22 protein-coding genes are annotated in these 24033 nt (G+C 60.3%); 9 read left to right on the forward strand and 13 right to left on the reverse strand.

The features are described from left to right. Positions 1-3: 3 nt before the first annotated feature. From OEG84_RS01540 to OEG84_RS01560, 5 genes are all read right to left on the reverse strand, one after another. Positions 4-390, reverse strand: coding sequence for a diacylglycerol kinase (locus OEG84_RS01540; protein WP_267652105.1), 387 nt, complete (start codon positions 388-390; stop codon positions 4-6). After that, positions 387-983, reverse strand: coding sequence for a glutathione S-transferase (locus tag OEG84_RS01545; RefSeq protein WP_267652106.1), 597 nt, complete (start codon positions 981-983; stop codon positions 387-389). Before OEG84_RS01545 ends, OEG84_RS01540 begins: the two co-directional genes overlap by 4 nt. A 40-nt stretch (positions 984-1023) precedes the next feature. Then, positions 1024-1740 carry a ribonuclease T2 family protein gene (locus OEG84_RS01550; RefSeq protein WP_267652107.1) on the reverse strand — a complete coding sequence of 239 codons (717 nt, stop codon included), beginning with the start codon at positions 1738-1740 and terminating at the stop codon, positions 1024-1026. An 8-nt stretch (positions 1741-1748) separates the two neighbouring features. Continuing rightward, the gene (locus OEG84_RS01555; protein ID WP_267652108.1) at positions 1749-2159 is read right to left on the reverse strand and encodes a hypothetical protein; all 411 of its coding nucleotides are present in this window, start codon (positions 2157-2159) and stop codon (positions 1749-1751) included. Positions 2160-2229: 70 nt separating this feature from the next. Then, a complete protein-coding gene (locus tag OEG84_RS01560; protein ID WP_267652109.1) occupies positions 2230-3081 on the reverse strand; it encodes a 23S rRNA (adenine(2030)-N(6))-methyltransferase RlmJ in 852 nt (283 codons plus the stop codon). Positions 3082-3193: 112 nt separating this feature from the next. Between OEG84_RS01560 and OEG84_RS01565 the strand changes: the two genes are divergently transcribed. Further along, positions 3194-5317, forward strand: a complete 2124-nt coding sequence (locus tag OEG84_RS01565) for a molybdopterin-containing oxidoreductase family protein (RefSeq protein WP_267652110.1) — start codon at positions 3194-3196, stop codon at positions 5315-5317. A 42-nt stretch (positions 5318-5359) separates the two neighbouring features. Here the strand turns inward: OEG84_RS01565 and OEG84_RS01570 are convergent, their stop codons facing one another. Then, positions 5360-5824, reverse strand: coding sequence for a MarR family winged helix-turn-helix transcriptional regulator (locus OEG84_RS01570; RefSeq protein ID WP_267652111.1), 465 nt, complete (start codon positions 5822-5824; stop codon positions 5360-5362). Positions 5825-5943: 119 nt separating this feature from the next. Between OEG84_RS01570 and OEG84_RS01575 the strand changes: the two genes are divergently transcribed. Next, complete coding sequence (locus OEG84_RS01575) at positions 5944-6366, forward strand: organic hydroperoxide resistance protein (protein ID WP_267652112.1); 423 nt, start codon at positions 5944-5946, stop codon at positions 6364-6366. 121 nt (positions 6367-6487) lie between these two features. Here OEG84_RS01575 and OEG84_RS01580 read toward each other — a convergent pair whose 3' ends face one another. The 3 genes from OEG84_RS01580 to purM form a co-directional block, all read right to left on the reverse strand. After that, positions 6488-7762 (reverse strand): SAM-dependent methyltransferase, encoded by a 1275-nt coding sequence (locus OEG84_RS01580; protein ID WP_267652113.1) that lies wholly within the window; start codon positions 7760-7762, stop codon positions 6488-6490. Between the two features lie 219 nt (positions 7763-7981). Beyond that, entirely contained in the window at positions 7982-8605 is a 624-nt protein-coding gene (purN, locus tag OEG84_RS01585; RefSeq protein ID WP_267652114.1) for a phosphoribosylglycinamide formyltransferase, read from the reverse strand. Next, positions 8602-9672, reverse strand: coding sequence for a phosphoribosylformylglycinamidine cyclo-ligase (gene purM, locus OEG84_RS01590; protein WP_267652115.1), 1071 nt, complete (start codon positions 9670-9672; stop codon positions 8602-8604). The genes purN and purM overlap by 4 nt, the downstream gene beginning before the upstream one ends. Positions 9673-9875: 203 nt before the next feature. Between purM and OEG84_RS01595 the strand changes: the two genes are divergently transcribed. The 6 genes from OEG84_RS01595 (at position 9876) to OEG84_RS01620 (ending at position 17852) form a co-directional block, all read left to right on the forward strand. Further along, positions 9876-10412: a CDP-alcohol phosphatidyltransferase family protein gene (locus OEG84_RS01595; protein ID WP_267652116.1), complete on the forward strand. Its 537-nt coding sequence runs from the start codon at positions 9876-9878 to the stop codon at positions 10410-10412. A gap of 51 nt (positions 10413-10463) precedes the next feature. Continuing rightward, positions 10464-11591: an AI-2E family transporter gene (locus OEG84_RS01600; RefSeq protein ID WP_267652117.1), complete on the forward strand. Its 1128-nt coding sequence runs from the start codon at positions 10464-10466 to the stop codon at positions 11589-11591. Further along, the gene (gene hdaA, locus OEG84_RS01605) at positions 11588-12295 is read left to right on the forward strand and encodes a DnaA regulatory inactivator HdaA (protein WP_267652118.1); all 708 of its coding nucleotides are present in this window, start codon (positions 11588-11590) and stop codon (positions 12293-12295) included. The genes OEG84_RS01600 and hdaA overlap by 4 nt, the downstream gene beginning before the upstream one ends. Positions 12296-12352: 57 nt before the next feature. Beyond that, positions 12353-14575: an RNA degradosome polyphosphate kinase gene (locus tag OEG84_RS01610; RefSeq protein ID WP_267652119.1), complete on the forward strand. Its 2223-nt coding sequence runs from the start codon at positions 12353-12355 to the stop codon at positions 14573-14575. A 242-nt stretch (positions 14576-14817) separates the two neighbouring features. Beyond that, the gene (locus OEG84_RS01615) at positions 14818-16344 is read left to right on the forward strand and encodes a Ppx/GppA family phosphatase (protein ID WP_267652120.1); all 1527 of its coding nucleotides are present in this window, start codon (positions 14818-14820) and stop codon (positions 16342-16344) included. A 212-nt stretch (positions 16345-16556) separates the two neighbouring features. Next, positions 16557-17852 (forward strand): SAM-dependent methyltransferase, encoded by a 1296-nt coding sequence (locus tag OEG84_RS01620; protein WP_267652121.1) that lies wholly within the window; start codon positions 16557-16559, stop codon positions 17850-17852. Positions 17853-17877: 25 nt separating this feature from the next. Here the strand turns inward: OEG84_RS01620 and rnd are convergent, their stop codons facing one another. Both rnd and OEG84_RS01630 read right to left on the reverse strand, forming a co-directional pair. Then, positions 17878-19023, reverse strand: a complete 1146-nt coding sequence (gene rnd / locus OEG84_RS01625) for a ribonuclease D (protein ID WP_267656049.1) — start codon at positions 19021-19023, stop codon at positions 17878-17880. A gap of 15 nt (positions 19024-19038) precedes the next feature. Beyond that, on the reverse strand, positions 19039-20322 hold the full coding sequence (locus tag OEG84_RS01630; protein ID WP_267652122.1) for an MFS transporter: 1284 nt from the start codon (positions 20320-20322) through the stop codon (positions 19039-19041). 220 nt (positions 20323-20542) lie between these two features. On the opposite strand from OEG84_RS01630, the gene aspS reads away from it, so the two are divergent. Beyond that, entirely contained in the window at positions 20543-22330 is a 1788-nt protein-coding gene (gene aspS, locus OEG84_RS01635; protein WP_267652123.1) for an aspartate--tRNA ligase, read from the forward strand. A 98-nt stretch (positions 22331-22428) separates the two neighbouring features. Here the strand turns inward: aspS and OEG84_RS01640 are convergent, their stop codons facing one another. Beyond that, positions 22429-22587 (reverse strand): hypothetical protein, encoded by a 159-nt coding sequence (locus OEG84_RS01640; RefSeq protein ID WP_267652124.1) that lies wholly within the window; start codon positions 22585-22587, stop codon positions 22429-22431. Between the two features lie 242 nt (positions 22588-22829). Further along, entirely contained in the window at positions 22830-24029 is a 1200-nt protein-coding gene (locus tag OEG84_RS01645; protein WP_267652125.1) for a hypothetical protein, read from the reverse strand. Positions 24030-24033 lie beyond the last annotated feature (4 nt).

Genomic DNA, 24033 nt, shown 5'->3' on the forward strand with positions numbered 1-24033 from the left:
AGTCTAATTGCCGACGGGTAGCCACTGCGTTGCCAGCACGAAGAGCAGCCAGATAGCGTTGGCCATCAGCAGGCAGAACACGGCAAACGAGCCGAGATCCTTGGCGTGCCGAGCCATGTCGGAATAATCCGGCGAGACATGGTCGGTAATGTCTTCCACGGCGGTGTTGAGTGCCTCGATCGAGACTGTCAGCAGATAAAGCAGCGCCGCGCCGACATGGCCCCACAGGGGGGCGCCGGAGAATATGAACAGGCCGATGATGACGCAGAAGGCCAGCGTTTCGTGGTGAAATGCGGTCTCTCCCCACAGCCGCCTGACGCCGCCGAGCGAATAGCGCGCGGCGGCGAACACATGGGCCAGCCCGGTCTCTTTGTCCGGACGCGGGCTCACGCCTTGGGACGCAGGGCGTCGAGTTCGGGAAAGCTTGACGCGAATTTGGCGCTCCAGCGCTTCAGCTTCGGCCGCCCGCGCTCCCATTGCTCGTCAAACCGCAGTGCCAGGTAGCCGGTAGCGGCCGCCAGCGCCAGATGACCGCCATTCGGCGTCTTGGTGATGCGTGGCAGATTGTTTTCGAGATGGTCAAGTGTCCGGGTCACCTTTGCCCACTGCATGTCGATCCAGTCCTGGTGAACCTTTTCTTCGGGCCGGTGCCGGCGCTCATAGACGATCACCAGCAGGCAGTCGCAGAGGCCGTCGCACAATGCTTCCAGCACTTCCGCATCGGTGCGCTTGGCGGCGTTGCGTGGATACAGCCGCTTGCCGCCGGTGCGGTCGAGAAACTGCATGATGGCGCGGCTGTCATAAACCGCCTGGCCCTCGTCGGTGACCAGCGTCGGGATCTTGCCGAGCGGATTGTTGTCGACCAGTTCGGCGGGCAGGGCGCCGGTATTGGTCAGCACCGGTTCGAGGTCGATGCCGGCAAAATGCGCGGCCATGCGAACCTTGGAGGAATAGGGGGAGGCGGGGGCGTAAAGGAGTTTCATCGGTTTTTTCTCTGCTTTGTCAAAAAATGGGCGGTTGCGTTCAATTGGGCTCGGGCACCGAGAGATTATCGAGCGTGCAGCCGGAACGATCCACTTTGGCACAGCTGCGGAATTCAAGGGTACTGCTCATGCAGATTCGGATTTCGCGAAGCATGCCACGGTCGCATGTCACGGCAATTCCATCGCGCTCCATGCCGGGATTGGCAGCAATAAAGGATTTTTCAGCGTCGAACGCATCAATCTTGGCCGGTAATTTGTCAAGCGCAAAGGCCGCGGGCACTGCCACGCGTTGCCGCGCCGCCCGCAGTACTTCGAAATAATCCTTCTGGCCAAGCCCGGAGCAAGATCCGTGTTTGCGCCATTGCTGGCCGACCAGGCCCATTGACGGAAGCAAGTCGAGATAGGCCTGGCCAAGCTGTGACGGCACCCGTTCAGGCTCGCGCGAATCGCAGTATTGCGGGTAGCCGTCCTCAAATTGCGGCCACAGCCCATGTACCACGAACCCCAGATCGCGGTCCTCGGCACATTGGTTCCGATTGGCGCGCGCGCCTTCGATCAGGCAATAGGCAGGTGACCAGGACAACGCCAGCACGTAAAAATCAAAACCGGTTCCAAGCGGAAGATCTGCGCTGGGCGAGGAGGAGGCCGCGACCGGCTTCCTTGCCGAAGCGGCTGCGTCGCTATCATCGGAACAGGCAAACAGCAGCGCAGTCAGTGGCAGTGCTACCAGAAGCCGGATTGCTGCTGAAATTGACACGAGTGGGATCAGCGTACCGACCGGCACCAGGCGCCGTAAACCTTGAGCGGATCGAGTCCGGAGATGCAGAATTCGAGATTGTCGCGCAGGCTGGCAAATCCCATGTCGCCTTCGATCAACCACCAGATCGGTCGATCCCGGCCGTCGTTCATACGTGCCGTGCCATGGCAATAAAGCCGGGGAATCGATGAGGAATACCGCGTGTTGCGGCCACGCGTGGCGTGCGGCCGCTCGATGCTGTCGATGGCAAGCCCGCGCTGTAACAGCACCCGGTCGGTCCATTGAAACCGCTTCTGAATATAGGTGAGCACTTGCGGCGCATCGCAAGCGGCGAATGTGCCGCCGGTAAATGCCATGGCTGGCGCAGAGTAGCCCGAAAACGCGATTACGAGGGCAAGTATCAGACTTTTCATGTTCATGACCGGTCCTTTGTCCACGATGATTCCCGGTATACGGGGAGGTCCCGCCCGGAGCAAGGGCATTGAGCTTTCAACCTTCGCCCACCAGCATGCGGATCTCCGTACCGCCACCTGGCCCCTGGGCCAGCAGGCCAGCTAGTTCGGGGAGTACGGCCCTGAGTGAAGCTTCCAGCGTGTAGGGCGGGTTGACGATAACCAGTCCGCTGCCGTTAAGTCCGGGTGCGGTGGTGTTGTTGCGTATCCAGAGCCGCACCGTCAGCGTGCTCGGCCGGCCGAGATTGGTGAGCTTGGCGTCGAATGCCTTGAGCGGGCTGTCGGCCTTGATCGGGTGCCACAACATGTAGGTGCCGCCGGCAAAGCGCCGCGTCGCCCGCGCCAGCCCATCGACCAGCCGGTCGAATTCGCCTTCTTCCTCGAACGGTGGGTCGACCAGCACCAGGCCGCGTTTTTCCTTGGGAGGCAGATGCGCGCCGAGCGCCAGCCAGCCATCGAGTTCGATTACCCTAACCTGATAATCGCCCTCAAACGCCGCTCTGAGCTTTTCCGCGTCGGCCGGATGCAGCTCGATTGCCGAAAGCCGGTCTTTCTTGCGCATCAGAAGCCGCGCAAGTTTGGGCGAGCCGGGGTAGTGGCGCAGCCCGCCTTCGGGATTGAGCGTTGTGACGGTCTCAAGCCATGGCGCCAGAAACGCGCCCAGGTCCGGCGACAGGCTGGCCTTCATCACCCGGCCGACGCCTTCGCGCCATTCGCCGGTCTTTTGCGCCTCGACCGAAGAAAGGTCGTAGACACCGATGCCTGCATGGGTGTCGATCACGCGGAACGCCTGATCCTTGCGCTTGAGATAGGTGATGATCTGGGCCAACACCGCGTGCTTGAGCACATCGGCGAAATTGCCCGCGTGGTAGCTGTGGCGATAATTCATCGTCTGGCCTGATGTATCCTTGGCGTGGGTCAGTTGAAAATTTCGCCCCGAAGTAGCGCGGCGTCGCGGTTTCTCTTATAGAGAAAGCATCAATGATGCGAGTGGAGAAAACATGAACGACGCAAGCCCGCTTAAGTCCGGCCAGGCGCCGGCCATCGGCTATTCTGCCTGCCCGCATGATTGTCCCTCAACCTGCGCGCTCGAAGTAGAAGTGTTGGCCCATAACCGCATCGGCCGGGTGCGCGGTGATGCGGCCAACAGCTACACCGCCGGTGTGATCTGCGCCAAGGTGGCGCGCTACGCCGATCGCATTCATCACCCGGACCGTCTGCTCAAACCGCTGATCCGCGCCGGCGCCAAGGGCGAGGGGAAGTGGAAAGAGGCAAGCTTCGACGCCGCACTCGACCTGATCGCCGAAAAGTTTCTCAAGGCCGAAGCCGAGTTCGGTTCCGAAACTGTCTGGCCGGCCTTCTATGCCGGCACCATGGGGCTGGTGCAGCGCGACGGCATCCACCGCCTGCGCCACGCCAAACGTTATTCCAACCAATTCGATAGCTATTGCACCAATCTGGCCTGGACCGGCTTTTCCATGGGCGCGGGCGCCCTGCGTGGCCCCGATCCACGCGAGATGGCCAAATCCGATTGCGTGGTGATCTGGGGCACCAATGCGGTCTCCACTCAGGTCAATGTCATGACCCACGCAATGCGCGCCCGCAAGGAACGTGGCGCCAAGATCGTGGTCATCGATGTCTATGAAAACCAGACCATGAAACAGGCCGACGTCAAGCTGGTGGTCAAGCCCGGTACCGATGCGGCGCTGGCCTGTGCGGCCATGCATGTGCTGTTTCGTGACGGTTTGGCCGATCGCGAATATCTCAACAAATACAGCGATGACCCGGCGGGACTTGAATCACATTTGCAAAGCCGTACGCCGGAATGGGCGGAGGCGATCTGCGGGGTTCCAGCAGCCGAGATCGAGGCTTTTGCGAAGCTGGTCGGCACCACCAAGCGCTCATTCTTCCGGCTTGGTTACGGCTTCTCGCGTCAGCGCAACGGCGCGATCAACATGCATGCGGCACTGTCGCTCGCCGTCGTTACCGGCGCTTACCAGTATGAAGGCGGTGGCGCGTTTCATTCCAATTCCGGTATTTTCCGGCTCGACAAATCCCTCGTCGAAGGCCGCAAGCAGTATGATCCCGGCCTGCGCTGGCTCGATCAGTCGCAGTTGGGCCGGGTGCTTACCGGCGAACCAGAATCGCTCAATGGCGGACCACCGGTGACCGCCATGCTGATCCAGAACACCAACCCCGCCAATGTCGTGCCCGAGCAGCGCAAGGCATTCAGGGGGCTGATGCGCGAGGACCTGTTCGTAGCCGTCCACGAACAATTCATGACCGACACGGCGCTTCTGGCCGATGTGGTGCTGCCGGCCACCATGTTTCTCGAACATGATGACATCTACCGTGGCGGCGGCAACCAGCACATCATTCTCGGGCCGAAACTGGTCGATCCGCCCGAAGGCCCGAAATCCAACCATTACGTGATCGAGGAACTGGCCAAGCGTCTGGGCGTGGGCGACCACGAGGGGTTCGGGCTCACCGAGCGGCAGCACATCGACTACATGCTGCAAAAGCGGGGCTTGGGAGATTTCGACAGTTTCAAGGCCGACAAATGGGTCGATCTGCAGCCGGATTTCGAAACATCTCATTTCCTCGGTGGATTCGGCCACAAGGATGGCAAGTACCGCTTCCGGCCCGACTGGACCGGAACACCTGCCGCTAACAAACCGCCAAAGCGGATGGGGCCGCAAGGGCCGGTAGATCGGCTTCCAACGTTCCCTGATCATGTCGAACTGATTGAAAGCGCCGACGCGGAGCATCCGTTCCGGCTCGCCACGTCGCCCTCACGTTCGTTCCTCAATTCGACCTTCAGCGAAACGCCGGGATCGAAGGCCAAGGAAATACGCCCGACCCTGCTGATCCACCCGGAAGACGCCGCAGCGCTTGGCCTGGGCGACGGCGACCGGGTGCGGCTTGGTAATATGCGAGGCGATCTCTCCATGCACGCAAAGCTCGACCCCGGTCCGCGCCGCGGCGTCGTCATCCATGAAGGACTGTGGCCCAATTCTGCGTTCGAGGGCGGCGAGGGGATCAACATCCTCACCGGCGCCGATGCCTGCGCCCCCTATGGTGGTGCAGCGTTTCACGACACCAAGGTGTGGGTGCGGAAAGCCTAGACCACGCACCGGGCCGCAGCGTCCCTCCGGCGACAGACGATGTCAGGCCACTTCCGTGTCGGTTTGCAGCGTTTGTCGAACTTTGCCCAGCATTGCATGCAGGGTAGAGAATTCTGCCGTGGTCAGGCCGAAAGCTTCGGCAACGCAAGCCGGCACATGGCTGGCCCGGGCTTCCATCGCCTGTCCGGCCTCGGTTAGGTGCACCCGCACCTTGCGTTCATCGGTGGCATCGCGCGTGCGTGCCACAAGGCCCTGGCTTTCGAGACGCTTGACCAGCGGCGTCAGGGTCGAAGAGGCAAGGTCAAGCCGTTGGCCCAGATCGCCCACTGTCACCCCGTCGCCGTCCCACAGCACCAGCATCACCAGATATTGCGGATAGGTCAGCCCGAGCCCCGATAACAGCGGGTGATACACCTGCCCGACGGCATGGTGGGTGGCGTAGATATCGAAGCAGAGCATCGATTCGGGAATCGGCCTGAACCCTGCCGGCAGTTTGCCCTTGGCCATGGTGTTTTCTCCTGTGGGCTGAGCCTATTTCGTGCGCTTGCGACAATCAATCACTTGAAGGTTGGCATTTGACGCGATATGTATCGCACACGATTAAATCGCACAAAAGGAAAATGATTATGCCAAGCAAGGTTGTTTATCGCGTTTCGGCCACCGCTACCGGCGGTCGCGACGGTCATTCCAAAACCGAAGACGGCGCCGTAGATGTTAATCTGGCCGTCCCCAAGGAAATGGGCGGCCCCGGCGGCGGCGTGAACCCCGAGCAGCTGTTTGCCACCGGTTATGCAGCTTGTTTTCTCGGCGCGGTGAAATTCTACGCCGGCCAGAAAAATGTGCAGGTGCCGGATAATGCGACAGTGACGGTTAGCGTCGGCATCGGTCCGCGCGAAGATTTGGGTTTCGGGCTCGATGTCGGCATCAAGGTCGATCTGCCGGGCGTCGACAATGACGTCGCCGATGACCTGATTGCCGGTGGTCACAAGGTCTGCCCCTATTCGCATGCGATTTCCGGCACGCTCAATGTGACCCCGGTCCGCGCCTGAGTACGTCTGCTCCAGCGACGAGCGTCCGGACCCTTTGGCGGGTCCGGACGCAAGTTCAGCATGGGTTATCGCTAATCTGCCGACGCGGTTCGGTTACCAGGTCGATCGCACTACGAAACGGTTAGTTGCCTTCCAGCGCCTGATGGGCGCTGGCGACGACGCGTTCGAGAAATTCCTTTTCCCGCTCTGCCAGCCGGGCTTCTTCCGCCCCGATATAGTCGCGGCTGATCGGCACCGCGTCGCGGGCACGGCCGAGCTGGATCTGAACAACATTGCTGGTGCCTTGAAGAAAGGCGCATTCGCACATCGACAGATAGATTTCCCACATCCGGCAGAACCGCTCGTCCATGGCCGCGATCGCCGCCTCGCGATTGGCGAGGAAGCGTTCACGCCATTGCCGCAGCGTGTAGCCGTAATGGCACCGCCATACCTCGCAATCGAGCATCCACAGCCCGGTGTGCTCGATCGCCGCGACAGCTTCCGACAGCGATGGCGCATAGCCGCCGGGGAAAATGTGCTTGCGCAGGAATGGCCCGGTAGTGCCCGGCGGCGAGATCCCTGAAATCGAATGGATCAGCGCCACACCGTCTTCCGCCAGGCGATCGCGCACGGTCAGGAAGTAGGGCAGCAGGAAGTGGGCGCCGACATGTTCGAGCATGCCGACCGAGACGATACGGTCGAATTTGCCCTCGACTTCGCGATAATCGATCAGTTCGAACTTAACCCGATCGCTGACCCCGAGGATTTCGGCGCGACGTCGGGCAACCGCCAATTGCCTTTCCGACAAGGTGACGCCCACCACTTCAATGTCCGCCGCATGCGCCAGGTACAGCCCGAGACCGCCCCAGCCGCAGCCGATGTCGAGCAGCCGCTGACCATCTGCAAGCCGGAGCTTGGCGGCCAGATGCCGCTTCTTCATCGTTTGCGCCTGTTCCAGTGTCGCCGGACCATCGGGAAAATAGGCGCAAGAATATTGCATGTCGCGGTCGAGGAACAGCTTGTAGATGTCCTCGCCGATATCGTAATGCGCCTGAACATTAGCGCGGGCGCGTGTCAGCGCGTTGTTTTGCTGGAACCGACGCAGGTTGCGCGACACCCGGCGCCAGAAAATCTGGTTCGGCGACCGGTCAAAAAGCGTCTTGTTGGCGAAGATCAACAGCATCAGGTCGTGGATGGAGCCACTTTCCATCACCAACTCGCCGTCCATGAAGGCTTCGGCCGCATTGAGTTCGGGGTTGACGGCGATCTTGAGCGGTGTTGAGGCCTTTGTGAAGCGGATCGCTGCTTCCGGACCTGGTGCTGTGCCGCCGAATGAATGGGTAACGCCTTTGGCGTCGATCAACGTCAGTCGGCCATTCTTGATGACCTTGTCGAGCATGCTGTAAAGCGAAAGCATGGTGCCTCCGATCTGATCATGAGAGCGCGCTTCAAACAGCAAATCCCGCACAGCGCGCCCTAACGCTTTGAAATATTACGTATCGACCCATAAGAATGGATTTATACGCAACATGCAATAGGCAGGTTTCATGGCAAATTATTACTATTCGTTGCGTCGTATGCAGCCTGATTTTCTTCGGCTCTCAGGGCGGTTATCGCACCGTGCGCGAAGGCTTGCCTAGTCGGCGAACCGGGTCTGGCCACCACGGCCCATGCGGACTTGGCCGCTTGCCAGCATTGCCAACGCTTTGGGGTAGATCCGATGTTCGGCTTCAAGCACACGTGCGGCCAGGGTTTCGGGTGTATCGTTCGCTTCCACCCGCACCGCTTCCTGCTCGATAATCGGGCCTTCATCCATGGCTTCGGTGACGAAATGGACCGTGCAGCCATGCACCCGGCATCCCGTCGCCAGCGCCCGCTCATGGGTTGCAAGCCCCGCAAAGGCGGGAAGCAGTGAGGGGTGAATGTTGATCATCCGCCCCGCATAGGTGTTAACGAAATCTCCCGACAACAATCGCATATAACCTGCCAGCGCCACGAATTTAGCGCCTGAGGCATCGATGGCGGCAATGATCGCGGCTTCATGTGCGGCCTTGCTATCAAAGTCTGCACGGGGAACCGCCACCGCGTTTATGCCGAATTCGCGGGCATGGTCGAGCCCCTTGGCGTCCGGTTTGTCGGATATCACCGTTACGATTCGCGCCGGGTAATCCTTGTCGAGCGACGCGGCAATCAGCGCGCCCATGTTGGAACCGCGCCCCGAGATCAGCACCGCGACCGGCTGTTTGAGCTTTTCGCTCACAGCGCCAGCCTTCCCTGATAACGAACCCCTGCTTCACCGTCACCGCGCGCCGTCAGGCGACCCAGCCGGATCACGCTTTCCCCTTGGGCTTCCAGCGCTTTGATCACCGTGTCACTGTCGCCAGCGCTGACAACGGCCACCATGCCGACACCGCAATTGAAGGTGCGCAGCATCTCTTCCATCGCGACACCGCCGGTTTGCGCCAACCAGGAAAACACCGGCTGCGGGGTGATCGCGCCGAGGTCGATCTCGGCTGCAAGGCCCTCCGGCAACACCCGCGGCAGGTTCTCGGGAAAGCCGCCGCCAGTAATATGCGCCAGCGCCTTGATCGATCCGGTCTCGCGGATTGCCGCAAGCAGTGATTTCACATAGATCCTGGTCGGCTCCATCAACGCTGCGCCTAGACTGGTCGAAGGGTCGAACGGTGCTGGCGCGTCATAGCTAAGCCCGCTGCGTTCGACGATCCGCCGCACCAGCGAAAAACCATTGGAATGGACGCCTGAAGATGCCAATCCGAGCAACAAGTCGCCTGGCGCAATTTCACCCGACGGCAACAGCTGGCCGCGCTCGGCGGCGCCGACGGCAAAGCCCGCCAGATCGTAATCGCCTTCGCGGTACATGCCCGGCATTTCCGCGGTTTCGCCGCCGATCAATGCGCACCCGGCTTGCAGGCAGCCTTGTGCGATACCGCTGACAATGGCCGCGCCCTGGGCAGGATCGAGCTTGCCTGTGGCAAAATAATCTAGAAAAAACAGTGGTTCGGCACCCTGAACCACCAGATCGTTGACGCACATGGCGACGAGATCGATGCCGACGGTGTCGTGCACGCCGGATTCGATCGCCACCATCAGCTTGGTGCCGACGCCGTCATTGGCGGCCACCAGTACCGGATCGGAAAAGCCCGCGGCCTTCAGGTCGAACAGGCCGCCGAAGCCGCCGATCTCGCCGTCTGCACCGGGCCTGCGGGTGGACCGCACCAGGGGTTTGATGCGATTGACCAACTCATTACCGGCGTCGATGTCGACACCTGCGTCGGCATAAGTCAGGCCGTTTTTCGGATCCGCCATCAGGTTTCTCCTCCTTGATTGCAAAGGGAGCTGCGATAAGCGCGGGGGATGACATTTTGCGGGCGTTTCCGCAAGTCACAGCGCGCCGCGGCCCACGACAAACTGATGAAAATCGGGGACAACTGCCAGCGAGCGGCGCGTCATCCCTTGGATTGCGGTGCCGGGATCGCCATATCGGGCCCAGTCAGGAAAATATTGCAAACATGACGCTGCCCAATTTCATCACCATCGCCCGCTTCATCATGGTCCCGGTGATCATTCTCGCCATGATCAATGGCCAGATGGTGACGGCGTTCGTACTTTTTTTGCTGGCCGGCGTGTCGGATGCGGTGGATGGCTTCATCGCCCGGCAGTTCAACCAGAAATCGGAACTGGGAAGCTGGCTTGACCCGGTGGCCGACAAATTCCTGCTGGTGAGCGTGTTTGTCGTGCTGGGCTGGCTCGAGGTGCTGCCCGCCTGGCTGGTCATACTGGCCGTGTCCCGCGACGGACTGATCATTGCCGCCGTAGTCCTGTCGAGTTTGATGGAGAATCCGGTGGCGATGCGACCGCTGCTGATCTCCAAGGCCAACACCACCGCCCAGATCATTCTGGTTGGCCTTGTGTTGGGCGATCTGGCCGGTCTAGCCAAGCTGGACGCGGTTCTTCCCTGGGCGATCTATGCCGTCGCGGGCTTGACCATCGCTTCGGCGAGCGCCTATCTCGTCACCTGGCTCAAGCATATGTCTGCTGAGCAGTAAGCCGGTTAAGTTGCAGCGCCCGGCCCCAATTGGCCGGCAAGCGAGGTGAGCATGACTACCCAAATCGATCGGGCGGCGCTTCGGCTGCAAATCTTCTTCTGGCTGCTGGCGCTGGTGGTGTTCATCGGCTTCCTGATGGTGTTCAGGTCGATCCTGCTGCCTTTCATCGCCGGCATGGCGCTGGCGTATTTTCTCGATCCCGTGGCCGACTGGTTCGAGCGCCGCGGCCTGTCGCGATTGATGGCGACGCTGATGATTCTGATCTGTTTCGTGACGCTGTTTGCGATTGCGTTGGTCGTGCTGATTCCGATTCTTGTGACCCAGGCCGCCGATCTGGGTGGACGCATTCCCGGCTATATCACCGAGTTGCAGGTGCTGCTGTCATCGGATTCGATACTGATCCCGGACTGGATGAGCGGCCAGCTGGCGCAGATCAAGGACAGTTTTGCAGCACTGCTGAAAGAGGGGGCCGGGTTTGTCGGCACCATTTTCCAGCAGATATGGAATTCCGGCATGGCGCTGCTCGATATCGCCGCCCTGTTCGTGGTCACGCCCGTGGTGGCGTTCTATCTGCTGCTCGACTGGGACCGGATGGTCGAAAAGGTCGACAGCTGGATACCGCGTGATCAGGTTGACACGGTGCGCGATCTGGCGCGGCAGATAGACCGAGCGATTGCCGGTTTCGTGCGCGGGCAGGGCAGTGTCTGCCTGATCCTGGGCGTGATCTATGCCGTTGGCCTTTCTCTTGTCGGGCTCAATTTCGGCCTGCTGATCGGCCTGTTCGCCGGCGTGATTAGTTTCATCCCCTATGTCGGCTCGATGGTCGGACTGGTTCTGGCGCTGGTGGTGGCGATCGTTCAGTTCTGGCCGGATTTCTTCATGATCGGCGCAGTGATTGCGGTTTTCGCCGTCGGACAGTTTTTCGAGGGCAACATTTTGCAGCCGCGTCTGGTCGGCTCGTCTGTCGGCCTGCACCCCGTCTGGCTGATGTTTGCGCTGTTTGCCTTTGGCGCGCTGTTCGGCTTCGTCGGCATGATGATCGCTGTGCCGGCGGCGGCGTCGGTCGGCGTGCTGGTACGTTTCGGCATCTCGCGCTATCTTGATAGCGATCTCTATCACGGACGCCAGCGACCGTTACGCGGGCAACCCGACGCGACTGACATTGAAGCATCCGAATGATGGCCAAGCCGCCACCCACACGGCAATTGCCGCTCCAGTTTGACCATGACCCGGCTTCCAGCCGCGATGATTTGATCGTGTCCGACCGGTTGAGCGCCGCCGTGGCGATCGTTGACCGTTGGCCCGACTGGCCGTCCCCGGTCGTTATTGTCGCTGGTCCCACCGGATCGGGAAAATCGCATCTGGCGGGAATCTGGGCCGAACGGGTCGGCGCGCGCACCGTCGATGTTCGCAGCGCCGATGCCGGGGTGATCGAAATTGCGTCCAACGGCCCGGTGTTGATCGAGGACATCGACCGTAACGGGTTTGATGAGACCACGCTGTTTCACTTGATCAACGCGGTGCGCGAGCATGGCACCGCCGCGCTGATAACCACGCGGCTGTGGCCGGCCGGTTGGAACGTCTCCTTGCCGGATCTCGCCTCGCGGCTGAAGGCGGCAACGGTGGTGGAGATCGGCGAACCCGACGAGGAACTGCTGGCCCAGGTGCTGGTCAAGTTGTTCGCCGACCGTCAGGTCAAGGTTGATGACAAGCTGATCTTCTGGCTGGTTGCCCGCATGGAGCGTTCGTTGGCCGCCGCGCAGCGGATTGTCACCCGCCTCGATCAGTTGGCGCTGGCGCGTGGTAGCAGGATCACTCGCGTGCTGGCTGCCGAAGTGCTTGCCGAAATGGATGCAGGCGCGGTCGACACTGAACTGTCATAGATCCTTCTTTGTTGTGCTATACAGGGGGCCTTCGGATTGAAGGTTGTGGAGCACGGAATGGATAATGTCGAAAGCACTGGCACGAGCGAATTGCGGGTTGATCCTGTTGCCGACCTGCCGCCGGGAACCGATTTGCTCACCAGCCCAGAACGCTTCGTCAACCGCGAGTTTTCCTGGCTGCAATTCAATCGCCGTGTGCTTGAAGAAACTCTCAACGTAAGCCATCCGCTGCTTGAACGGGTTCGCTTCCTGTCGATATCGGCGGCCAATCTCGACGAGTTCTTCATGGTCCGTGTGGCCGGGCTGGAAGGCCAGGTTCGCCAAGGCATCTCCAATCGCTCGCCCGACGGCCTGTCGCCAAACGAACAGCTTGAGCGGATCCTCGAGGAAATCGACGGGTTACAGCTTGAGCAGCAGGCCTCGCTGGCCATCCTGCAACAGCATCTGGCTGCCGAGAAAATCCTTTTCATACGGCCATCAGGCCTGTCGCAAGGCGATATGGACTGGCTGGAGAACGAGTTCCTGCAATCGATCTTTCCTGTGCTCACGCCGCTGTCGATCGATCCGGCGCATCCGTTCCCGTTCATTCCAAATCTCGGCTTTTCGATCTGTCTGCAACTGGCCTCGAAAGCAGCCAACGAGCCAATGACGGCGCTGATCCGCCTGCCGGTGGCGCTGGACCGGTTCCTGCGTTTGCCTGATCTCGATGGCGCGATTCGCTACATTACGCTCGAAGACGTGGTCAGCCTGTTCATATCCTCGCTTTATCCGGGCTACGAGGTTCGCGGATCGGGCACATTCCGGATCATCCGCGATTCCGATATCGAGGTCGAGGAAGAGGCCGAGGATCTGGTGCGGTTGTTCGAAAGCGCGCTCAAGCGTCGCCGCCGTGGTTCGGTGATCCGCATCGAATTCGATTCCGAATTGCCGCAAAGCCTGCGCGATTTCGTGGCCCACGAGACCAATGTGCCCGAGGACCGGATCGCGGTGTTGCCGGGTCTGCTGGCGCTCAACACGCTCTCGGAAATCACCAAGGCGCCACGCGATGATCTGAAGTTCGAGCCTTACAATGCGCGATTTCCTGAACGCATCCGCGAACATGCGGGCGACACCTTTGCGGCGATCCACGAAAAGGATCTGATCGTTCATCACCCATATGAATCGTTCGACGCGGTCGTCCAGTTCCTGTTCCAGGCAGCGCGCGATCCCGATGTACTGGCCATCAAGCAGACGCTCTACCGCACCTCCAACGACAGCCCGATTGTCCGCGCCCTGATCGATGCGGCCGATGCCGGCAAGTCGGTCACAGCGCTGGTGGAATTGAAGGCCCGGTTTGATGAGGAAGCCAACATCCGCTGGGCGCGCGATCTCGAACGCGCAGGCGTGCAGGTGGTATTCGGATTTATCGAACTCAAGACCCACGCCAAGATGTCGCTGATCGTCAGGCGGGAGGAGGGGCGGCTGGTCTCCTACTGCCATCTCGGTACTGGTAACTACCACCCGGTCACGGCCAAGATTTACACCGACCTGTCCTATTTTACATGCGATCCGGAGATTGCCCGCGACATCGCCCATGTGTTCAATTTCATTACCGGCTACGGCGAACCCGAACACCTCAGCAAGCTTGCCGTCTCGCCGCTGAACCTACGCACCCGCATCGTCGACAATATCGAGGCGGAGATCCTGCATGCCAGGGCCGGACGACCGGCGGCAGTCTGGATGAAAATGAATTCTCTGGTCGATCCCGACGTGATCGATGCGCTTTATCGTGCCAGCCAGGCCGGAGTGGAAGTCGACCTGGTGGTGCGCGGCATCTGTTGCCTGCGGCCTCAGGTTCCGGGGCTTTCCGATCATATTCATGTCAAATCGATCGTCGGCAGGTTTCTTGAACACAGCCGGATCTATTGCTTCGGCAATGGAAACGGGCTGCCGTCGGCCGAGGCGCTGGTCTATATCGGGTCAGCAGACATCATGCCGCGCAATCTTGACCGTCGGGTCGAGACGCTGGTGCCGCTGACCAACAAGACCGTGCATGAACAGGTACTGTCGCAGATCATGCTCGGCAACATGATCGATAATCAGCAGAGCTACGAAATCTTGCCGGATGGAACCTCGCGCCGGATCGAGCCGGGCGTCGATGAGGAACCGTTTAACTCACAGCTTTATTTCATGACCAATCCGAGCTTGTCGGGCCGCGGCGAAGCCTTGAAGTCCAACGCCCCCAAGCTGATTGCCGATCGGCTGGCGCGGACAGCCCGCCCCAAATGCGCGCCCGCCTAGGCGGGGTTTGCAAGGGGGTGGGGGAGATGCTGCCGGCGCTAGCCACGGGTCGCCACGTCGCCTTTCGGGGGGCGGCGGTCGGTGTTTTTTGACGTTGGGTCATTTCGGTTGCCTCTCAATTGATCGACAAAAGCGGGTTTCGGCCTGATCCATTCTCTAGTATGAGGCTTCCAGATACGCCGCACTCTGATCCGTTTCGCGCCTGCGGAGCGGGCTCACTCCAACTGTGAAACGCCACTTATATGGTTGAATCAGAAGCGCAGGGCCGGTTGCCCGGTATTCATCCGGTATCGGTGATCGATATCGGCTCAAACTCTGTGCGCCTGGTGATCTATGAGGGGCTGAGTCGCGCGCCTTCGGTGCTTTTCAATGAAAAGGTGCTGTGCGGACTGGGCAAGGGACTTGCCGCCAGTGGTCGCATGGATGAAACCGCGATTTCCCGCGCGTTGGCATCGCTGAAACGGTTTCGCGCGCTTTCCGAACAGGCCCGTGCCTCGGAAATGCACGTTCTGGCGACCGCGGCGGCCCGTGAAGCGGAAAACGGCGCCAGCTTTATCGAACAGGCTGAGGCCATTCTCGGTTGCCGCATCAGGGTCTTGACCGGGGTCGAGGAAGCCGGCTTTTCCGCGCTCGGAATCATTTCCGGATATTACGATCCAGATGGCGTCGCCGGAGACCTCGGTGGCGGATCACTGGAATTGGTGGATGTCGATGACGGCCGCCATTCCGGTGGGCAGACGCTGCCGCTGGGCGGTTTGCGGCTTTCCGAGCTGTCCGGTAACTCGGTCTCCAAGGCACGGTCGATTGTCCGCCCCTATCTGAAGAAGTCGAGCGTGCTCAAGGGCGGCGCCGGACGTACCTTTTATGCGGTCGGCGGCACCTGGCGTAACATTGCCAAACTGCACATGGAGATAGGCAAGTATCCGCTGCACATGATGCAGGCCTATGAAATCGATGCTGCGTCAGCAATCGAGTTTCTGGGCGAGGTTGCCTCGATGAAACCTTCGCGGTTCGACGAGTTCAAGGGGATTTCCAAGAATCGACGGGCGCTGCTGCCCTATGGCGCGGTGGTGTTGCAGGAAACGCTGACGATCATGAAGGCGTCGCGAGTGAGCTTTTCCGCGCTTGGCGTGCGCGAGGGCTATCTGCATTCATTGCTTTCCAGTGCAGAAGCCGCGCGTGACCCGTTGCTGACGGCAGCTGGCGAACTGGCAATTCTGCGCGCCCGTTCTCCCGAACATGCTCGTGAACTGGCGGCCTGGACCGGGCGCATGTTTCCGGTCTTCGGCGTTGAGGAGAGCGACGAGGAATCCCGGTATCGACAGGCGGCGTGCCTGCTGGCCGACATCTCCTGGCGCGCACACCCCGACTATCGCGGTCTGCAGGCGCTCAACATTATTGCCCATGGCACATTCACCGGCATTTCCCACGGCGGCCGCGTTTATATCGCGCTCGCCAATTACTTCCGTTTCGAAGGTCTCAACGACGACGGAGTTTCCTCGCGGCTGGCGGCAATCGCCGGGCCTAAATACCTAAAATACGCCAAGCTGCTCGGCGGCATGCTGCGCGTGGTCTACCTGTTCTCGGCCTCGATGCCAGGGGTAGTGCCACATCTCAAATTCGAGGCCGCAGCACCAGACGATGGCGATGTCGATATCGTGCTTCTGGTGCCACGTGCGTTCGAGGCAATGATCGGTGAACGGCTCGAAGGGCGTCTGCAGCAACTGGCCAAGTTGACTGGCAAGAAGCTCGGTTTCCGCCTGGTGTGACGAAACCCGCTTTCTAGCGGCAATTGGGTGTGATGCCGGGCAAGACGGGTAATCCGGATTGCTCTGGTCTGTCTTGATATAGGCCGCGACCGGTCATGGCTTCACACTGGCAGAGATGCAATAGTTCGCCCGAAAAGAGCGGCAGCGTGGAGAGTGCAGTGCGGCTGGAAGCTGCAGTCCTGCTGAATTCTTGGTTATTTGGAGTAGTATCGATGAGTGCACAAAGCCGGCTCAAGAGTGTCCGCAAACTGCTGGATCATGCCCGCAAGATTCTGGAACTCGACATTGGCTTCCGGCTCTGGGATGGCACGACGGTTCCCGCCGATCTCGCCCCGGATGCTTTCACAATCGCGTTTGCCGATGAAGGCGTATTTGCGTCCTTGCTGCGTTCGCCCAATCCCGAAACCCTGCTTAATCTCTGGGTGTCCAAACGCATTGATCTGGTCAATGGTGACATGTTCGATCTGGTAGCGCGCCGTCCGAAGGTACGTACCCGGCTGATCCGCAAGCAACTGAGCAAATACCTGGCGCTCAATACGGCGCGCAAATTCCTGTTCGTAGGCAAGGGCGGGCCTTGGCCGCTGGCCGATCAACCGGATGAAAAACCCTCAGATGGCAACCGCGAGGAAAACCAGAAAAACATTCAGTATCACTACGACGTCTCCAACGCATTTTACGAGCTCTTCCTCGATGAGCAGATGGTCTACACCTGCGGCTACTGCACCAAGTGGGATAACGGCATAGACCAGCTTCAGCGCGACAAACTCGAGATGATCTGTCGCAAGCTGCGGCTCAAGCCGGGTGACAAGATGCTCGACATCGGCTTCGGCTGGGGCTCATTGGCACTTTATGCCGCGGCCAATTACGGTGTTCACGTCACCGGCGTGACACTGTCGCAGCGTCAGCTCGAATTTGCCCAGGCCAAGGCCAAACAGCTCGCTCTGGAAGACAGTGTGACCTTTCTGCTCACCGATTATGCTGATGTCACGGGCCAGTTCGACAAGATCTCATCGATCGGCATGCACGAAGCCATCGGCATCGACAATTATCCGACCTATTACAACACCGTGGCCCGGGTGCTCAAACCGGGCGGGATCTATCTCCACCACGCGATCACTCGGCCGGCCAAGAAGGACGCCAAGACGTTCCGCCGGAAGAACAAGGAGTTCGCGCTACTGACCAAATACATCTTTCCTGGCGGCGAGCTCGACCACATTGGCAACACCATCACCATGCTGGAGCAGCACGGCTTCGAGGTGCATGACGTGGAAAACTGGCGCGAGCATTATCAGCGCACCTGCAGGCTCTGGCACGACCGGCTGCTGGCCAATTATGATGCTGCAGTCGCCGAAGTCGGCGAGGTCAAGACGAGGCTGTGGCTGGTCTATCTCGGCGGTTGTTCGATTGCCTTCGAACGCAACACCGTGCGGCTCTATCAGACAGTGGCGACCCCGACCAAGCGCGGGCCGGCGGGCTTGCCGCCGACGCGTGCCGATCTTTACAGCTGAAGCCGAGATCCGGCTTTGCCGTCGCTCACAATTCCAGCGCGTCGACTTTCTTGCCGGAAAACCGCAGCGCCAGCTCGCCGCGGATCAGCTTGAGCGCCTGTTCGCCGAACAATTCGCGCCGCCAGCCTTTCAGCGCCGCGACATCGGCGTCGTCGCCTGATGTTGCGATTGCCTCGAGATCATCGGCGGTGGCGATGATCTTGGCGGCCACATTTTCCTTCTCGACCGTCAGTTTGAGCAGCACCCGCAACAGTTCGACCGCAGCCTGCGCGCCTTCCGGCGCCTGCTTCTGGCGGGGCAGGCGTGGCATGTCTTCCTTGGGCGTTTGCAGCGCTTCATTGACAATTTCGAGCAGCTTGCCGCCCTGCGCCGAGCGCTCCCAGCCACGCGGGATGGTTCTCAGCCGCGACAACGCCTCGGCGTCCAGCGGCTGCTGCTGGGCGATCTCGTAGAGAGCATCATCCTTCAATACCCGACCGCGCGGCACATTGCGGGCTTTTGCCTCGCGCTCGCGCCAGGCCGCCAGATGCTGCAGCACGCACAGTTCCACCGGCTTCTTGACCCGCATTTTCAGTCGCTTCCAGGCATCAGCCGGGTCCAGCTCATAGGTCGCGCGCGATTCCAGCACCGCCATCTCGTCGGCCACCCAATGGCCACGGCCTTCCGCCGCGAGCCGCCGCACCAGCTCGTTATAGACGTCGCGCAAATGGGTGACATCGGCCAGCGCGTAGTCGAGTTGCTTGTCGGAAAGCGGCCGGCGGCTCCAGTCGGTAAAGCGTGACGACTTGTCTATATGCGCGCCGCTGATTCGCGACACCAACTGGTCATAGGAGATTGATTCGCCAAATCCGCAGACCATGGCGGCCACCTGGGTGTCGAAAATCGGATGCGGTACGAGATCGCCGAGCTTGACCACGATCTCGATGTCCTGCCGGGCGGCGTGGAATACCTTGACCACCGAGGCATCCGCCATCAGTTCAAAAAATGGTTTGAGATCAATACCCTTAGCCATAGGGTCGACGATCCCTTCGTCTTCGGGACCAGCCATCTGGATCAGGCACAGTTCGGGCCAATAGGTGGTCTCGCGCAGGAATTCCGTGTCGACGGTGACAAAGTCGTGGCTGGCGAGCCGGGCGCAAAAGGCGGCAAGCGCCTCGGTCGTAGTAATCATGTCCATATGTGGCGTTTATCCGGATTTTTCGGGTTTGTCTTGCCCTGACGGTTGATCGGGGCTGTCAGGTTTGAAATCGCTGTTGGCGGATTGTTCCGCCATGCGGGCGAACACCGGCGAGGTGCGCAGCAGCGCAGCGAAGCGGCTGCGGCTCGGTTCATCAGGCGCGCCGCGGAGTATCCGCACGATGGTGTAGATGAGGAAGGCGCCATGCATCGCGCCAACGAAGCTGAAAAACGCCACCGGTCCGAACCAGTCCACCATGACCGCCGCCAGCAGCGGCCCGACCGATGCGCCGATGGCCCAGAAGAACAATAGGCCGGAGGCGATCTGCACATACTCGCCTGCTTCGGCGCGATCATTGGCGTGGGCGCAGGACAGCGAAAACAGCGGCATTGTGAACGCGCCCCACAGAAAGATGCCGACAAGCGTCAACGTCACGTTGTCGCCGGCAAACCAGACCATGAACAATCCCGCCAGCACCGATCCGGTGGTGGCCATCATCAACACCGAGCGGCGGCTGATGATGTCGGAGAGGTAGCCAAGCGGGTATTGAAGCACGATCCCGCCGACAATGCCGGCACTCATGAACGAGGCGATGTCGCCGACATCAAGCCCAAGACCTTCGGCATAGAGCGGCCCGACCGAGCGGAACGAGGCGTTGGTCAGGCCAACCGTGATGGCTCCGGCAGAGGCCAGCGGCGAGATCGCCCAGATCCGTTTCGGACTGAAGGAAAAGGGCGCAGGCGGCGCCGGATTGGAGCGGTCAGCCAGCGAGACCGGGACGATCGACAGGATCATCAGCATGGTCATCACTGCGAAGATCTCGAACCCACCAATGCCGAAAACCGGCAGCATGTATTGCGACAGCGTCACAGCACCGAGATCGACAAAGCGGTAGATCGACAATGTGCGGGCGCGGTTGGTGTTGGTGACCTGCGAGTTGATCCAGCTTTCGACATTGGCAAACAGCGACGAAAAGCAGATGCCGGTGATCAGCCGCAGCACGAACCAGACATAGGGGTCGATAATCAACACCATTGCCAGCGAGGCGCAGGCCGCAATTGCCGCCAGCGCCGCAAAGGCGCGGATGTGGCCCGCGGACCTCAAGAGCCACGGCGTCATCCAGCAGCCGATGATGAAGCCGAGATAGTAACCGGCTCCGGCCAGACCGATCACCGTCGGTGAAAACCCTTCCTCCAAACCGCGCAAGGAAATCAGCGTGCCTTGCAGGCCATTACCTGCCAGCAGCACGCCGGCGGTGGTCAAAAGCGGTATCAAGGGGCGGAGCGAGTGCATGGATGGCCGGGCTGGAAAAACGAATGGTTCAACCCCTATAGTGAAATTGGTTGAGCGTCGCCCGTTAAACCGGGCTTTGCACAACCCCTTTGCCGCCTTCAGCCTTGACAAAATCGGTCGGTCATGCGCTTTTCCGCGCGATTTTGACCGTGCGCGAACCGCACCGGACCCGAGCCATCGCTTCCGCTGATCCGCCGGACCCAGCCATCGAGGATATGCCATGCACCGCTACCGTTCCCACACCTGCGCAGCACTCCGCAAGGACGATACCGGTGCCAATGTCCGCCTTTCGGGCTGGGTACACCGTGTGCGCGACCACGGTGGCTTGCTGTTTATCGACCTGCGCGATCATTACGGAATCACCCAAGTGGTCGCTGATCCGGATTCGCCCGCGTTCAAGACCGCCGAAACGGTTCGCAGCGAATGGGTGATCCGTGTCGATGGTGTCGTCAAGGAACGTACATCCGACACCATCAATTCCAATCTCGATACCGGTGAAGTCGAGGTTTTCGCCCAGGAGATCGAAGTGTTGTCGGCGGCCAAGGAACTGCCGTTGCCGGTGTTCGGCGAGCCTGATTATCCCGAGGATGTGCGGCTCAAATACCGTTTTCTCGACCTGCGCCGCGAAACCCTGCACAAGAACATCGTCAGCCGCACCAAGATCATATCGGACATGCGCCGCCGCATGGAAGGGGTGGGGTTCACCGAATTCTCGACTCCGATCCTGACCGCCTCGTCGCCTGAAGGCGCACGCGACTTCCTGGTGCCTTCGCGCATTCATCCGGGCAAGTTCTACGCCCTGCCGCAGGCGCCGCAGCAATACAAGCAGCTGATCATGGCCTCCGGCTTTGACCGCTATTTCCAGATCGCGCCATGTTTCCGCGACGAAGACCCGCGCGCCGACCGGCTACCGGGCGAGTTCTACCAGCTTGACCTGGAAATGAGCTTTGTTGAGCAGGATGAAGTGCTTTCGACCATGGAGCCGGTGCTGCGCGACATTTTCGAGACCTTTGCCGAGGGCAAGCCGGTCAGCCAGACATTCCCGCGGATTGCTCACGCCGAAGCACTGCGCAAATATGGTTCCGACAAGCCGGATCTGAGAAACCCGATCGAAATGCAGGCCGTCACCGAGCATTTCGCCGGTTCCGGATTCAAGGTGTTTGCCGGCATGATTGCCAACGACCCAAAGGTCGAAATCTGGGCCATCCCGGCCAAGACCGGTGGTTCCCGCGCATTCTGTGACCGGATGAATTCCTGGGCGCAGGGCCAGGGTCAGCCGGGCCTGGGCTACATCTTCTGGCGCACCGAAGCCGAAGCGCTGGCCGGCGCCGGCCCGCTCGCCAAGAACATCGGTCCGGAACGCACCGAGGCAATCCGCACCCAGATGGGCCTGGAAGACGGCGATGCCTGCTTCTTTGTCGCGGGCGATCCCACGAAATTCTACCGCTTCGCAGGCGATGCCCGCACCCGGGTTGGCGAAGAACTGGAACTGGTCGATCACGCCCGTTTCGACCTGTGCTGGATCGTTGATTTCCCGTTCTATGAATGGGACGAGGAAGCCAAGAAGGTCGAATTCGCTCACAACCCGTTCTCGATGCCGCAGGGTGGCATGGAAGCGCTAGAGAACCAGGATCCGCTGACGATCAAGGCCTATCAGTACGATCTGGTGTGCAACGGCTTCGAAATTGCCTCGGGCTCGATCCGCAACCAGTCGCCGGAACTGATGGTCAAGGCCTTCGAAATGGTTGGCCTCAGCCAAGCCGATGTCGAGGAACGCTTTGGCGGGCTCTACCGGGCATTTCAGTATGGCGTGCCGCCGCATGGCGGCATGGCTGCCGGCGTTGACCGGATCGTGATGCTGCTGGTGGGCGCCAAGAACCTGCGCGAAGTCACGCTGTTCCCGATGAACCAGCAGGCAGCCGATTTGTTGATGGGCGCGCCGAGCCAGGCCTCTCCGGCCCAGTTGCGCGACCTCTCGATCCGCGCCATCCCGCCCAAGGCCGAGTAGGCCACAGGTCGGCCATAGCCGGAATCAAGAGACGAAAAAGCCCGGGTAAACTATTGTTTGCCCGGGCTTTTCTATGCGCATTCAGAAAACGAAGCCTATCAGTCTTCCGACGCCGGTTGATCCGGAGTCAGGTCGAGAAGATCCTTGTCCTCTGTGGTTTTGGCCTTGGCCTTGGCTTTCTCCACAGGTTTGGCTTTCGCCGCGGATTTGGCAGGTGGCGTCGGCTTTTCGTCGGTCTTGGCCTTGAAGCGGATCATGCGATGGGTCCAGTGCGGGCAGGAGAACAAGGTCCCGGGCGGGAATCGGTGCCCGTCGAACCCTGGAGTGGTAACGCCCATCTTGCGCCGGGCGCACGCCAAGGGCAACACAATCCGGTGCGCGCGCTGATCTTTCGCACCGCGCATTATCTTCGCAGACGTCGCAAGGCTGGTCGGTCAGGCAAAAGGCCCGGCTCTCTCGCAAGCCGGGCCTTCTGAAGTTGGCTGCATTATAGCAGCAGTCAGTCGTTCGCCGTCACTTGTACATTGAGCAGGTCGACCAGCGCACGCGGATCGCCCATGCCGGCGCCCATGATCGCCGGAACCGCCACAGGCGCTGCCGGTTTGGCCGAAACCGTGAGGTTGCCGGGATTGTCGAGATAGATGTTGGCGGCAGCGGAAATCTGCTGCTGCAGGGAAGGGATTCCCAATTGACCGAGCATCAGCGGCATCATTCCCTTGACCGCCTGACGCATCTGCTCGCCAGAGATGCCCTGTTGCTTGCCCGCATAAGCCAGCGCCTTTTCGGTCACCGACGCATCGTCAAAGCGGATTGAAGCCGATTTGAAGGTCAATTGCTGCAGCATCCCCAACATAGCAAAACCCATTGCCTGTTGTGCTGCTTCTGGATCAGGATTGGCGGCGGCGGCAGCCTGAGCCTGCTGCATAGCCTGTATGAATTCCATGGTGTAGCCGGAAATTTCCAGCTGCACGGCGAGCTTCCCGACATCATTGAGTGTGAGCCCGTATTCGTTCAGTTTCACCGTACCGCTTTCCACATCCCAGTTGACGTCGAGTGCAAGATCGCCGGTCAGGGTCTCGTAGCCGAGGTCATTCAGCATCTGCCTGGGCTTGGGATCGTCGATATGCTTGATGTCGGCACGAAGTCCGGTGCCGTTCAGTGTCAAGCCGACTGTTGAATCATCGTCTGCCCGGTTCACCTCAAGTTCGATGCCTGACATCGAGAACACCTCTTCACCCTTGTGGGTAATCTTGAGCGGACCTGTCGACATGCTTTCGTAGAACAGGATGTTGTCGAGCGTGTCGTAAGTCATGGTTTCGGGAACATACAGCCCGCCGATTTCGATATCGACAATCGACAGATGGTCGCCTTCGTTGGTGACATCGACATCGGGAAACTTTACCAGTTCGACCGAATAGGCGCCGTCATCCTCTTCTTCGACGCCTTCAAAGCTGACATCGCCGAGCTCGACCGGCGGTTCGCCGCCCGGTGCTAAACGCACGGATTTGAGCACGATGGTGTCGCCATTCGTTTCGATGGCACCAAAGGTCATTTTGGTGCCGCCCTGGCTGCCGATGGCGGCAACCTTGGTGGCGAAATCGTCAGTGTCGAGCGCAAATGCAACGGAGGAAAACGTGCCCAGCGAGACGACCATCGCCGTTGCGGCGGCGGTGCGCGCCATATGTGAGTAGATCCTCATCGAT

The sequence above is a fragment of the Hoeflea algicola genome (assembly GCF_026619415.1).
In the GTDB taxonomy this organism is placed as follows: Bacteria; Pseudomonadota; Alphaproteobacteria; order Rhizobiales; family Rhizobiaceae; genus Hoeflea; species Hoeflea algicola.